The 12,325-nt window shown below is 71.5% G+C and carries 12 protein-coding genes; 8 read left to right on the forward strand and 4 right to left on the reverse strand.

Annotation, left to right across the window (positions count from 1 at the left end):
- Positions 1-25 precede the first annotated feature (25 nt).
- From AC27L4_RS30535 to AC27L4_RS30560, 6 genes are all read left to right on the forward strand, one after another.
- Entirely contained in the window at positions 26-988 is a 963-nt protein-coding gene (locus AC27L4_RS30535) for an ABC transporter permease (protein ID WP_487146429.1), read from the forward strand.
- Complete coding sequence (locus tag AC27L4_RS30540) at positions 985-1,803, forward strand: ABC transporter permease (RefSeq protein ID WP_487146430.1); 819 nt, start codon at positions 985-987, stop codon at positions 1,801-1,803. Before AC27L4_RS30535 ends, AC27L4_RS30540 begins: the two co-directional genes overlap by 4 nt.
- On the forward strand, positions 1,796-2,617 hold the full coding sequence (locus tag AC27L4_RS30545; protein ID WP_487146431.1) for an ABC transporter ATP-binding protein: 822 nt from the start codon (positions 1,796-1,798) through the stop codon (positions 2,615-2,617). The genes AC27L4_RS30540 and AC27L4_RS30545 overlap by 8 nt, the downstream gene beginning before the upstream one ends.
- Positions 2,610-3,392: an ATP-binding cassette domain-containing protein gene (locus AC27L4_RS30550; RefSeq protein ID WP_487146432.1), complete on the forward strand. Its 783-nt coding sequence runs from the start codon at positions 2,610-2,612 to the stop codon at positions 3,390-3,392. Before AC27L4_RS30545 ends, AC27L4_RS30550 begins: the two co-directional genes overlap by 8 nt.
- A gap of 58 nt (positions 3,393-3,450) precedes the next feature.
- On the forward strand, positions 3,451-3,603 hold the full coding sequence (locus tag AC27L4_RS30555) for a hypothetical protein (RefSeq protein WP_487146433.1): 153 nt from the start codon (positions 3,451-3,453) through the stop codon (positions 3,601-3,603).
- Between the two features lie 84 nt (positions 3,604-3,687).
- The gene (locus AC27L4_RS30560; protein ID WP_487146434.1) at positions 3,688-5,358 is read left to right on the forward strand and encodes an amidohydrolase; all 1,671 of its coding nucleotides are present in this window, start codon (positions 3,688-3,690) and stop codon (positions 5,356-5,358) included.
- Between the two features lie 14 nt (positions 5,359-5,372).
- Here the strand turns inward: AC27L4_RS30560 and AC27L4_RS30565 are convergent, their stop codons facing one another.
- Positions 5,373-6,410: a helix-turn-helix domain-containing protein gene (locus AC27L4_RS30565; protein WP_487140289.1), complete on the reverse strand. Its 1,038-nt coding sequence runs from the start codon at positions 6,408-6,410 to the stop codon at positions 5,373-5,375.
- Positions 6,411-6,876: 466 nt separating this feature from the next.
- Complete coding sequence (locus AC27L4_RS30570; RefSeq protein WP_487146435.1) at positions 6,877-7,875, reverse strand: AraC family transcriptional regulator; 999 nt, start codon at positions 7,873-7,875, stop codon at positions 6,877-6,879.
- A gap of 210 nt (positions 7,876-8,085) precedes the next feature.
- Here AC27L4_RS30570 and AC27L4_RS30575 point away from each other — a divergent pair, with 210 nt between their 5' ends.
- Positions 8,086-8,499 (forward strand): hypothetical protein, encoded by a 414-nt coding sequence (locus AC27L4_RS30575; protein WP_487146436.1) that lies wholly within the window; start codon positions 8,086-8,088, stop codon positions 8,497-8,499.
- A 128-nt stretch (positions 8,500-8,627) separates the two neighbouring features.
- Here AC27L4_RS30575 and AC27L4_RS30580 read toward each other — a convergent pair whose 3' ends face one another.
- Both AC27L4_RS30580 and AC27L4_RS30585 read right to left on the reverse strand, forming a co-directional pair.
- Complete coding sequence (locus AC27L4_RS30580) at positions 8,628-8,852, reverse strand: hypothetical protein (protein WP_487146437.1); 225 nt, start codon at positions 8,850-8,852, stop codon at positions 8,628-8,630.
- Positions 8,853-9,268: 416 nt separating this feature from the next.
- Entirely contained in the window at positions 9,269-10,276 is a 1,008-nt protein-coding gene (locus tag AC27L4_RS30585; RefSeq protein WP_487146438.1) for a DUF4424 domain-containing protein, read from the reverse strand.
- A gap of 505 nt (positions 10,277-10,781) precedes the next feature.
- On the opposite strand from AC27L4_RS30585, the gene AC27L4_RS30590 reads away from it, so the two are divergent.
- Positions 10,782-12,311 (forward strand): leucyl aminopeptidase, encoded by a 1,530-nt coding sequence (locus tag AC27L4_RS30590; protein WP_487146439.1) that lies wholly within the window; start codon positions 10,782-10,784, stop codon positions 12,309-12,311.
- The last annotated feature ends 14 nt before the right edge of the window (positions 12,312-12,325 follow it).

Consider the following 12,325-nt stretch of genomic DNA (forward strand, 5'->3'; position numbering starts at 1 on the left):
GGCGGCCGCGCATCTCGGTGGCGCGGTGCTGCGCCGCCTGGCCGGGGCGGTGCCGGTACTCGCCATCGTGCTGGTCGGCAGCTTCCTCCTGCTGGAGGCGGCGCCTGGCGATGCGGTCGATGCCTATCTCGCCGGCGCCGGCGGTGCGGACGCCGCGCATATCGCCGCCCTGCGCGCCGAATGGGGGCTCGACGGCGGCCCCCTGCAGCGCTTCGCCGCCTATGCCGGCGCCCTGGCGCAAGGCGATCTCGGCTGGTCCACCGCCTTCGGGCGGCCGGTGCGCGACGTGGTGGTGGAGCGCCTGCCGGTGACGCTCGCCCTGATGGGCCTGGCCACGGCGCTCGCCTTCGGCCTGGGCTCGCTGCTCGGCGTCCTCGCCGGCGCCCGGCCGGGATCGGTCCGCGACCGGACCCTGTCGCTCGCCTCGCTGGCCCTCTATGCCGTGCCGGGCTTCTGGCTCGGCCTGGTGCTGATCTCGGTGTTCGCGGTGGAGCTGCGCTGGCTGCCGGTCGGCGGCATCGAGACGATCGCCTCCGGCAAGACCGGCCCGGCGCGCCTCGCCGACATCGCCGTCCACCTCGTCCTGCCGGTGGCGGCGCTGGCCCTGGTCTATCTCGCCCTCTATCTCCGGCTGATGCGCGACCGGATGGCCGCGCTCTGGCACGAGCCCTTCGTGCGGGCGCTGGAGGCGCGCGGCCTCGCCCGCCGCCGCATCGTCTGGCGCCACGTCGCCCGCAACGCCCTGCTGCCGGTGGTGACCATGCTCGGGCTGCAGGCGGCCTCGATGCTCGGCGGCAGCGTGGTGATCGAGAGCGTCTTCGCCGTGCCCGGCTTCGGCCGCCTCGCCGCCGAGGCGGTGGCGCGGCGCGACATGCCGCTGCTGCTCGGCGTCATCCTCTGCGGCGCGGTGGCGGTCATCCTCGCCAATCTTGCGGTCGACCTCGCCTATGCCCGGCTCGACCCCCGTGTCGGCAGCACCGGCCGATGAGGCTCGCCTGGCCGCCGACATGGGAGGGACGGCTCGGCGCGGCCCTGCTGGCCTTGCTCGCGCTGCTGGCCCTGGCCGCTCCGCTCCTGGCGCCCGGCGACCCGCTGGCCATCGTCGGCGAGCCGCTGCTGCGCCCCTTCGCCGATGCGGCGCATCCGCTCGGCACCGACCGGCTCGGCCGCGACGTGCTGGCCGGACTGCTGCACGGCTCGCGCACGACGCTCCTGGTGGCACTGGCCTCGGCTGCCGCCGCGCTCGGCGCGGGCAGCGTCGTCGGCACGCTGGCCGGCTTCCTCGGCGGCCTCGCCGACGAGGTGCTGATGCGCGTCACCGAGGCCTTCCAGACCGTGCCCGGCTTCCTGCTCGCCCTGGCGGCGGTGAGCGTCACCGGACCGAGCGTGCCGACCCTGGTGTTCGCCATCGCCCTCGGCGGCTGGACACCGGCGGCGCGGGTGATGCGGGCCGAGGTGCTGTCGCTGCGCGAGCGCGACTTCGTCGCGGCGGCGCGGACCATGGGCATGCATCCCCTGGCCATCGCCTTCCGCGAGGTGCTGCCGAATGCCTTCGGCCCGGTGGCCTCCCTCGCCGCCGTGACCGTGGCGGCCGCCATCCTGATCGAGGCGGCTCTGTCCTTCCTCGGCTTCGGCGATCCCAACCGGGTGAGCTGGGGCAGCATGATCGCCGAGGGCCGGGCCGTGCTGCGTACCGCGCCCTTCCTTTCCATCGTGCCCGGCCTCGCGCTGGTGACGAGCGTGCTGGCCGTGCACCTCGCCGGCCGGGGGCTGGCGGCGGAGCCGGGGAGGGCGCATGGCTGAGCCCCTCCTCGACGTCCGCGGCCTGACAGTGACCTATGCCGGAGCTCCCGCGCCGGCGCTCGCCGGCGTCGACCTGGCGCTGATGCCGGGCGAGCGGCTGGCGATCATCGGCGAGAGCGGCTCGGGCAAGTCGACCCTGGCCATGGCCGTCGCCGGGCTGACGCCGCGCACGGCCCGCCAGGCCGGCGCCATCGCCTTTCCGGCGCTGGGCCGCGTGCCGCGGCCGGGGCGCGACATCGGCGTGGTCTTCCAGGACCCCGGCGGCAGCCTCGACCCGGTGATGCCGGTCGGCGACCAGATCGCCGAAGTGGTCCGGGCTCATCGCGGCGGCAGCCGGAGCGCCGCGCTGGCGCGGGCGGCCGAGCTGATGGACCGGGTGCGCATCCCCGGCGGCCCGGAGCGGCCGCGGCGCTTCCCGCACGAGTTCTCCGGCGGCCAGCGCCAGCGCATCGCCCTGGCCGCGGCGCTCGCCGGCGACCCGGTGCTGCTGATCGCCGACGAGCCGACCAGCGCCCTCGACAGCGTGGTGCAGCGCCACATCGCCGACCTGCTCGACGAGATGGTGCGCGAGCGGGCGCTGACGCTGGTCTTCGTCACCCACGACATCGCGCTCGCCTCCGAGCGCGCCGGCCGCATTGCCGTGCTGCATCGCGGCCGGCTGGTCGAGGAGGGGCCGGCGGCCGCGGTGCTGGCGGCGCCGCGGCACCCCTACACCGCCGCGCTGATCGCCACCCATATCGGCCTCGACACGCCGCGGCGGGCGCGGTTGCCCGAGATCGACACGGCCCTGCTCGGAGAGACGCGGCATGGCTGAGCCGCCGGTCCTGGAGCTCAGCGGCATCGCCCGACGGCCGGGGCGCGGCGCCGGCGGCCTCGCCGGCATCGACCTCGCCGTCCGGCGCGGCGAGACGCTGGCGCTGGTCGGTGCCTCGGGCTCGGGCAAGACCACGCTGGCGCGCCTCGTCATGCGGCTGATCGAGCCGGACGCCGGCACGATCCGTCTCGGCGGCGCCGACATCACCGCCCTTGCGGGGACACGGCTCCGGGCGCTGCGGCCGCGCTTCCAGATGGTGTTCCAGGACCCGCTCGCCGCCTTCAACCCGCGCGCCTCGATCGGCCGCATCCTGGCCGATCCGCTGCGCCTCCACCGGCCGGCGCCGCCGGCGGGCCTGGCGGACGCGGTGCGCGGCCTGCTGGCCCAGGTCGGCCTCCCCGCCGAGCTTGCCGGCCGGCTGCCGTCGGAGCTGTCCGGCGGCCAGCGTCAGCGCGTCGCCATCGCCCGCGCCGTCGCCACGCGGCCGGCCCTGGTGGTGCTCGACGAGCCGGTCTCGGCCCTCGACGTCTCCGTGCGCGCCGGCGTGCTCAACCTGCTCAAGGACCTGCAGGCGGCGATCGGCACGGCCTATCTCTTCATCTCGCACGATCTCGCCGTGGTGCGCGCCGTCGCCGACGCGATGGCGGTGATGCAGGACGGACGGATCGTCGAGGCCGGCGAGCCCGGGGCCGTCCTCGCCGCGCCGCAGGCGGAGGCGACGCAGGCCCTGGTCGCGGCGGTGCCGCGGCTGCGCGGCGCGGGGCCGCAACTGTGACAGCGGGCTCGACATCGGTGGCGCTCTCTGCAACAGACGCAAGGCAGGAGGGCGGCGAATGGGTTCGGTGACCATCCGCGTGACGCGGTTCGCCGGCATCGGCGAAGGATGGAACTGTCCGGCCGCCGGCCTCGTTCGGCGGGTGACGCACCGTGCCGCCGGCCCGATCCGCACGGCGGCCCGTCTCGGCCGGCCGGTGCCGGTCTCGTAGCCGCGGCCAGCCCGGCCGCCGCTCCATCTCTCGACAGCCACGGCGCATAAGCCCGCGCACAACCCTGCCTTCCGGACGATCGCCATGCCTGCTCATGCCGACATCATCATCACCCATGGCCGGGTGCTCACCATGGACACGGCGGCGCCGCGGGCCGAGGCGGTCGCCGTCGTCGGCAACGCCATCGCCGCAGTCGGCTCGAATGCAGAGATCGCCGCGTGGCGCGGGCCGGCGACGCGGGTGATCGACGCCGGGGGCGGCACCGTGCTGCCCGGCTTCAACGAGGGGCACCTGCACCTGTTCTCCGGCGCGGCCGAGCTCGAGCAACTCCACCTCCTCGGCGTCAAGGGCCGCGAGGCGCTGACCCAGGCCGTGCGGGCTTTCGCGGCGGCGCGGCCGAACGAGCCGCTGCTGATCGGTCAGTCGGCGGACTACACCATCCTCTCCGAGACCGAGCGGGCGACGCGTCACGATCTCGACGCGATCATCGCCGACCGGCCCTTCATCATGTTCGCCCCGGACCACCACACCGCCTGGGCCAACACCGCGGCGCTGGCGCTCGGCGGCGTGCTCGACGGGCGCCGGCTCCGGCCCGGCAACGAGATCGTCATGGCCGAGGACGGCCTCGCCGCCGGCGAGCTGCGCGAGATGGAGGCCTTCACCCCGGTGATCGAGCGCGGCGCATCCGGCGCGCGCGAGCGGCTCGGCCTCTCCACCGGCGGCGAGCCCGACCCGGCGCCGAGCCCGGCCGAGCGGGCGCATGACCGGGCGACGATCCGGCGCGGCCTCGCCTATTGCGCCAGCCTGGGCATCACCAGCCTGCAGGCCATGGACGGCAATTTCTACCAGCTCGAGCTGATCGACGAGGTCAACCGCGACGGCGGTGTCATCAGCCGGGCGCGGGTGCCGTTCCACTACAAGTCCTTCATGACGCTCGACATGCTGGACAAGGCCGAGGCGATGCGCGAGCGCTACGCCTCCGAGCACCTGCGCTCGGGCCTGGTGAAGCTGTTCGTCGACGGCGTGCTCGACGCCTGGACCGCGGTGATGGTGGAGGACTATGCCGACCGGCCGGGCTGGCGCGGCGAGCCGCTGTTCTCGGCCGAGGCCTTCGACGCCGTCGCCGTCGAGGCCGACCGGCGCAGCCTGCAGATCGCCGTCCACGCCATCGGCGACGGGGCGGTACGGATGGTGCTCGACGGCTACGAGGCGGCGCGGCGCGCCAACGGCCGGCGCGACAGCCGCCACCGCATCGAGCACATCGAGGTGATCCACCCCGCCGACATCCCGCGCTTCGCGGCCCTCGGCGTGGTCGCCTCGATGCAGCCGCCGCATCCTCCGGGCACGATGGGCCTGCCGCTGGAGCCCACGCTGTCGCGTATCGGCGAGGCGCGCTGGCCCTACGCCTATGCCTGGAACACCCTGCGCGCCGCCGGCGCCCCGATGGTCTTCGCCACGGACTGGCCGGTGTCGCCGCTCGATCCGATCGGCTCGATCCAGGCGGCTATGGTGCGCAGGCCCTGGAAGCCCGGCCTGCCCGACCATCGCCAGACCCTGATGCAGGCGCTCGGCAGCTACACCAGCGAGAGCGCCCATGTCGAGTTCATGGAGCACCGCAAGGGCCGTCTGACGCCGGGCCTGCTCGCCGACGTGGTGGTGCTGGGCGGCGACCTGGAGGCGACCGATCCGGAAGCCCTGCACACGGTGCGGCCGCGCGTGACGATCTGCGACGGGCGGGTGACGTTCGAGGGGTAGGCGGCATTCCCCGGTCAGGCGTGGAGGGCCCGCAGGGTGTCGCCGAGGGGGCTGGCGCTCGGCGGGGGCGCCCGGAAGCTGCGCGGCGGAGAGGGCGAGCGCGGGAAGCCGGACAGCGCAGCCGTGCGTGCATCGCTCGGGCTGTAGCCGAACTCCTTGCGGAACGACCGGCTGAAGCCGGATGCGTCGAGGAAGCCGAAACGCTCGCCGATCCGATTGATGGTCTCGGTGTTGTTGCCGTCCGACAGCATGCCGTGGGCCTGGAGCAGGCGCTGGCGCTGGATGTAGTGCGTCACGCCGCCGAGCGGCTCGAACAGGCGGTAGAGCCGCGAGCGGGAGACCGACACCGTCCGGCACAGCTGGCCCGGCCCGAAGCCGGGCTTCTGCAGATTGTTCTGGATCGCGATGCGGGCCTTGTCGAGGATGGTGAGGCTGATCACCGGCCGCGCCACGGCCATGTCCGCGGTGCTCGGCGCCAGGCAGGCGGCGACGAGCGCCCTCGTCGCTTCGGCGATCTGGCCGACCTGGTCGACGCCGACCTGCGGCATGCGGCCGGCCAGGCTCAGCAGGTAGTCGGCCAGGATCCCCCTGGCGCCGACATCGCCGATCTCGCCTTGGATCGCATCGAGCGCGCTGGCCGCGCCCCCGAACAGGTCGCGGGGGATGAACAGGGACAGGACATAGCAGTCCGCCGCCTCGCCCTCGAAGGGCCGGGCCAGCGACCGGATGCCGAGCTGCCGGCTCCCGCCCGCCCCGTCCCAGGCCGCGTCGCCGGGCCGTCCCCGGTCGTCCGACAGCACCAGGCACCAATGGTCCAGGGGGTTCTTGCGCAAATGCCGGAACCGGCGGCGGTACTGCCCGCCCGGCAGGAGCGCCCGGGTCAGGACGAGGCTGCCGAGGTTCCACACGGTCTGCTCGGCCGGAAAGCCGGCGGACGGACTTTCGAGCAGCTCCATATCGACGACCGGGGCCATGAAGCTGCGCCAGGCGTCGAACTGCTCCCGCCTGGGCAAATCACATGTCGAGAAGACCAGCGAAGATTGCACGACCATGCTTGTTTACCGAATGATGTTCGCAGGAATTTTGAATGTTTTTAAAAAATGGAACAGTATAATGATGTTTTGTCCAGAAAGTTATAATAATTATATATTACAATTTTGAATTTTTGCATCGATAAGCTTGCGTTTCAGGGATGCCGGGTTTTCCAGGATGCATCCTGTCGGCAGCGCAATCGGGTTGTTGCTGTTCTCCCCATGTCTACTCCTCGCGAAAGGCCGGCCGTCCCTGTCCGGGGGCGGTCGTCCACACTATGATCGGCGATGCTCCCACCGGGGTGCCTGTCTTGACGGGCAGGCAGAGGGGAAAGCTCCCGCCCCGGCCACGCCGATGGCCGGGCTTCGAGGATCGCCCCAAACCCGGCATGCCACTATCCGTTTTCCGACAAGCCGGTCCTGTCCGGCATGCAATGCCGCCGATGCCATCGTCGCTCCCGCGATGATCGGCGGCCGGCGGTTCGACTCAGGCCGGCAGCATCGATGACGTCTCCGTTGGGATGCCCCAGATGCGCCGCCGGGTCTCGCTCGGCGAGCACCCGAAGAGCGCCGCATAGGCGCCAGCGAAGCGGCCGAGATGCCAGAAGCCGAAGCTCATCGCGATATCGGTGATCGAAAGCTGATTGCCGTCGGTCAGGATGAGGCCATGCGCCGCGCGAAGCCGCCTTTCCCGTTCGTAGCTGCGCGGGCTCATCCCGAAGCGGTCCACGAAGGCGCGCTGCAGCATCCGCTCGCCGATGCCGAGCGTCTCGCAGACGGCGCTGACCGAGACGGGGGCGTAGGGGCTGCCGTGCAGGATGGTCAGCGCGGCGTCGACGATGCGGCGGTGGCTGTAATTCTGCATGCCTTGCGTCGGCGGTTCCTCCGTGCCGGCGAGCGTGCGCATGAGCGCGGCTCCCGTCTCGCTGGCGGCGGCCGCCAGGGCGTCGTGAAAGTCATGGCCGCTGCGCGCCGCCGCCTCGGCAAAGGCGGTCGTGCGCAGGAGCCGCTGCTGGAGTCCCAGTTCCGCACCAGGGGCAAAGCCCCCTTCGTGCACGCCCGGCATCTGCCAGAGGCGCTGCCTCGAATCGGCCGGGCTTGCCTCGCGCAGCGCGTCGAGCCTTTCGGCGCGCAATCCGATCCGCATGAGGTGATAGCGGCCCGGAAGATTCAGGTCGAATTCCGTTCCCGGCCCCAGGACGCGAAGGCGCGGCACGTCGCTCAATTGCCGATTGAAGGTCGTTCCCTCGCCCCACAGGAAGACGGCCGTCAGCGCATCGTCATGGATTGCGCCCGCCATCGCAATCCCGCCCCGGTCGTGAAGGCCGAGGACATAGACGTCGTCGACATCGATGGTCGACAGGCGGGAAGAGTGGCGTTCCGCATGGATTTGCCGGATCTGGAACTGCGCGTCGGGATCGGTTTCGCGGGTGCGGGCCGAGACCGAATTATACCGGCGCGCAAACCAATGTGGCATCTCCTGCATCCGCAGTCCCCGAGCGGCTTCGCCTGCGCGGGGAACCGCCGGCCTTGCCGCACCCTCCCACGCCCATTTTCAAGTGTTACATCTACTCCCCGATGGTTCGTGGCGACAATCGATCGATCGGGTTTCCATCGTCGGCGATCGCAAGCCCGGCCGACGCCCGTGAACCGGCGTAATCTGCCCGCCCGATCAACGGCAGGGGGACGAGGGGCTATGCGCCTGGAATTCCTGGAGCAGGGCGCCGCAGCCTGTCCGCTGGTCCGGATCCACGGGACCGCGCGACGGGAGTTCCTGGCCCTGCGCAGCGCAGCCGAAGGATTGGCCGCAGGGGCGATGCAATCTTGTGTGGTGGATGCCTTGCCCGGCTTTTTCCCGGTCGCGGGTTGCACGCTGACGATGATCGCAGCCGGAACCGACGACGGCGTCGTTCGATGCGGGCGGCAGCCGGGCTTTGCCTGGCGTCTCACGCGCCGGGCATGGTCGGATGTCGCCGGGCTCCTCGACCCGTTCGTCGACGACGTCTGCACCGGAGCATTCCAGTGGCTGGCCGGTCCGCAGGCCTGCCCGGGACTGGGCGCCGGGACGATCGGAATTCTCCTGAGCAGCTCGGCGGACGGCCGATGGTGAGCCTCGGGGGGAAACCTGGCGTGGCGGCGGCCCGAGAGGCGATCCGCGGCGGGCAGCGACGGATCGGAACTCGGGCCGCCGCCGGAGGACGCGACGGAGCCCCTGAAGCAGGGGTCAGCCGTGCGGCCTCATTTCTTCTGCCAGGACTTGAGGAGGGCCGGCTTGTCGTCGCGCACGACGCCGATCGAAGCTTGGGCGGCCAAGCGGTCTTCGGCGGCATGGACTCTTGCCACGCTCTTCAGCACGCGCCGATAGGAGTAGACGGCGACCGCGACGGGATCCTTGCCGGTCGGGAACTCAGTCTTGGCAAGAATGGCGGCGGTCAACGTTGCTGCTACGGCTTGATCGTCCATAGTATCCCCATTTCCAGACTGCGAACAACGACAGAAGCACTGTCGCAGATGAATATGACACTGATATCTCAGGGCGAAAAGCACGTATAAGTTGTCTGCTGCATATTTGAGCATTGTGCGGGATATCTTGGCAGATCTGTCGTTGGCCCCGGCGTGCTGTCTCCGAGGGGTGCCGATAGGGTATTCTGGGTCTGTCACAGGGCGATCATTTGTCACAAAACGATCGTCGATGTGGTCGTGCGCAGGGGGCTTCGCAGGCGTCCGACGCCCGGTCGCGGCATACGCCGCCGATCTTCGCCGGCGCCGGGGTCCGGCACGGGCCGCACGCGACAGCCTGGAGATTGAGCAATCGGATCGAGCGCAGGGCTTCGGGAGGCCGGCAATGCCGGCACCATCGGTTTCGATGTCGGCTGGCCCTACGGCTTGAAGACCACGAAACGGATGTCCTCCTTCGGGGTGAAGTCCGTCTGCCGCAGCTCGAAGGTCGTCGGCCCGGTCTTCCTGAGGCCCTGCAGGCAGAGGGAGAGGATCGCGTCCGGCTTCTCCTTGTCGATGGTCAGGCGGAAGTCGCCGATCGGTCCCTTCCAGTTGGCGCCGGTCTTCAGCACATAGGCCACCTCGAGGGGGGCGATGCCCGCCGGGGCCTGCGGATCGGCATCGGCGGCCTGCGCGGTCTGCTTCAGCAGCCGGCGCAGGCCGGCCTTGCCCTGGTCGTCGAGGCAATAGGCCTTGTAGTCCTTGAGCTGGCCTTGGTCCGCGAACACCGAGACGCCGCCGGCGATCGGCTTGTAGCGATGGTCGACCGCCACGGTGGCGCCGGCCGGAAAGGTCTGGTCCCAGTGGAAGGCCGCCCTGAGCGTCCAGGTGGCGAAGTAGTCCGGGGAGGGATCGCCGGATTCGGCGCCGGGATCGCGCTGCAGGAGCTTCTGGTGCACGAGCTTCTCGCGGGCCTGCCGGGGCAGGGCGGCGATCTTCTCCCTCCATCCGGGCAGCCGCGCATTGAGCGGCAGGCCGGCGGCCTTGACGGCTTCCGTCACGTCGGCGCCATCGCCGCCGATCGCCTTTTCCTCCAGCCTGGGCTGGACGGGCTGTCCGTCGATCGTCACCCGGAAGTCGACGAAATTCTCCTTGTCCGCCGGCAGGAAGACGATCGTGCCGAAATCGTCCTGGTCGATGTCGGGCAGCGGAAAGGCGACGGTCGTGGTGATGTCGCGCCGGCTCTCGTTGCGAAAGGCATAGCGCACGCGCACCTCGCTCGGCGACAGGTAGAGGTCCTCGCTCGCCATTGCGATGTCGTCGGACCTGGTGAGCTCCAGGCCACCGACGCCGATGACCGCGCTGGTGTCGTTGGCGAGGGCCGGGCCGGTCACCGCCGCGCCGAGGGCGAGGCCGGCGATGAGAGCCTTCGGAGAAACGTCCTTCATGGCGTGAAATCCTTCCAGTCCAGCGCATCGTCAGGGGAGGGGGCGGCGGCCGGCCGCATCCGCGCCTTCGCCGATGGCCGGCGATGACCGCCCGCGTGGCTTGGCCGGGCGCGCGGTGCGCCGCATGCAGCGCGCGCGACGGCGAGAGGTCTCGCGATCATGGGTCAAGTCCGCTCCCGTCCCTGCCGGCCTCGTCAGGCCCGGCGCATGATCGAGCCTGTACTGCAAGTGCCTTGCCAAGGCCACGGCCCCCGCCGTCCACTGCGCGCAAAACATGACGGAATGATCGGATCCTCGAAGGCCTTCGACGCCCGTCCCGCAAGGCTCCGTCCGAGGGGCGCGGACCGGCGCATCGGCGTGTCGTCCCGGCGCTGTGGCCGGTTCGCCCGGCGCCGGGTGGCGCCCGGCAAATTCCGGACTGCGTCGGCGGATCCCGGCGAAGGCGTGCTTGTTCCGGCCTGCCTCCTTGCGATAACGCTTTGTCAGATGAATTCGAGACCATGCAATGCCCGAGTCGCCGCCTCCCGTCTTTGAAACCGCCGACGCGATTGCCGCCGATGCGCCGGTGATCGTCGTCCTGCGCTGGGGGCAGGCCGGGCTGGGGCCGCGGGCCGCGGCGCTCGACGCCGAGACCGGCGGAGCCCTGGCGCGCGCCTGCGCCGGCCCGCGCTTCTGCGGCGGGACCGGGGAATGCGTCGACATCCTGGCTCCCCACGGCGTGGCGGCACGCCGCATCGTCGTCCTGGGCCTCGGCGAGGCGCGGGCCGTGACCGCCCTGTCGGCCGCGGAGGCAGGCGGCGCCCTGGCCGCGCATCTGGAGCGGGAGCAGGAGGACGCCGCGACGATCCTCTTCGACGCCGCCGAGGACGCCGCGCTGCCGGCGGGGGAAGTCCTGGCGCGGCTGGCGCTCGGCCTCAGGCTCAGGCGCTACCGCTTCGACCTGCGCCGGCAGCGTCCGGTGGCCGCGGCGGATGCGGCCTGGCGCGTGCAACTGGTCGGCGTGCCGGAGGTCGAGCTCGCCCCGCACATGGCGCGGGTCGGCGCCATCGCCGAAGGCGTCGAATTCGCGCGCCGGCTGGTGAACCTGCCGGCCAACATGCTGCATCCCGGCAACGTCCTCGACCATCTCGGCCCGCTGCGCGAGGCCGGCGTCGAGATCGAGGCGCTCGACGAGACCGAGCTGCGGCGGCTGGGCATGAATGCGCTGCTGGCGGTCGGCTCGTCGTCGCAGCACCCGCCCGTCGTCGTCGTCCTGCGCCATCGCGGCGGGAGCGGCGGCGCGCCGCTCGCCTTCGTCGGCAAGGGCATCTGTTTCGACTCCGGCGGCCTGTGCGCCAAGACCGGGCCGCAAATGTTCGACATGAAGGGCGACATGGCCGGCGCGGCCGCCGTCGCCGGCCTGTTCCTGGCCCTTGCCCGGCAGGGCAGCCCGGTGGACGCCGTCGGCGTGCTCGGCTTCGCCGAGAACCTGCCGTCGGGCAAGGCGTTCAAGTCCGGCGACATCATCACCACCCTGTCGGGGCAGACGGTGGAGGTGTTCGACACCGATTGCGAAGGGCGGCTTTTGCTGGCCGACTGCCTCCACTACGCGGCGACGCGCTTCCAGCCGGCGGCGATGATCGATCTCGCGACCCTGACCTATTCGGTGATGCGCGGCCTCGGCAGCGTCTTCGCCGGGCTGTTCGCCACGGACGACGCCATCGCCGCGCGCCTGATCGGGGCGGGCGAGGCGGTCGGCGAGCGCTTCTGGCGCATGCCGCTCGACCGGGCCTATGAGGAGGGGCTGCACTCGCCCTTCGCCGATCTCAGGCACCATGCCAGGAACCTCGAGGACGGCGATGCCCCCTATGCCGCCGCCTTCCTCCGGCATTTCACCGCCGACCGTCCCTGGGTGCATCTCGACATCGCCGGCAAGGAATTCTCCGACGGCGACCGGCCGCTCGGCCGGCAGGGCGCGCGCGGCTTCGGCGTGCAATTGCTGGAGCAGTGGGTTCACGCGGGCTGGAACGGCGCTGCGCCGGGCGGCGGCACATAGGTTCGGACGGCAGG

It is taken from the genome of Labrys sp. Lb11 (assembly GCF_057554225.1).

Excerpts from the sequence above, each read along its gene's own strand:
- AC27L4_RS30540 (WP_487146430.1), top strand. The coding sequence starts at position 985 with ATGAGGCTCGCCTGGCCGCCGACATGGGAGGGACGGCTCGGCGCGGCC.
- AC27L4_RS30545 (WP_487146431.1), top strand. The coding sequence starts at position 1,796 with ATGGCTGAGCCCCTCCTCGACGTCCGCGGCCTGACAGTGACCTATGCC.
- AC27L4_RS30550 (WP_487146432.1), top strand. The coding sequence starts at position 2,610 with ATGGCTGAGCCGCCGGTCCTGGAGCTCAGCGGCATCGCCCGACGGCCG.
- AC27L4_RS30555 (WP_487146433.1), top strand. The coding sequence starts at position 3,451 with ATGGGTTCGGTGACCATCCGCGTGACGCGGTTCGCCGGCATCGGCGAA.
- AC27L4_RS30560 (WP_487146434.1), top strand. The coding sequence starts at position 3,688 with ATGCCTGCTCATGCCGACATCATCATCACCCATGGCCGGGTGCTCACC.
- AC27L4_RS30565 (WP_487140289.1), bottom strand. The coding sequence starts at position 6,410 with ATGGTCGTGCAATCTTCGCTGGTCTTCTCGACATGTGATTTGCCCAGG.
- AC27L4_RS30570 (WP_487146435.1), bottom strand. The coding sequence starts at position 7,875 with ATGCAGGAGATGCCACATTGGTTTGCGCGCCGGTATAATTCGGTCTCG.
- AC27L4_RS30575 (WP_487146436.1), top strand. The coding sequence starts at position 8,086 with ATGCGCCTGGAATTCCTGGAGCAGGGCGCCGCAGCCTGTCCGCTGGTC.
- AC27L4_RS30580 (WP_487146437.1), bottom strand. The coding sequence starts at position 8,852 with ATGGACGATCAAGCCGTAGCAGCAACGTTGACCGCCGCCATTCTTGCC.
- AC27L4_RS30585 (WP_487146438.1), bottom strand. The coding sequence starts at position 10,276 with ATGAAGGACGTTTCTCCGAAGGCTCTCATCGCCGGCCTCGCCCTCGGC.
- AC27L4_RS30590 (WP_487146439.1), top strand. The coding sequence starts at position 10,782 with ATGCCCGAGTCGCCGCCTCCCGTCTTTGAAACCGCCGACGCGATTGCC.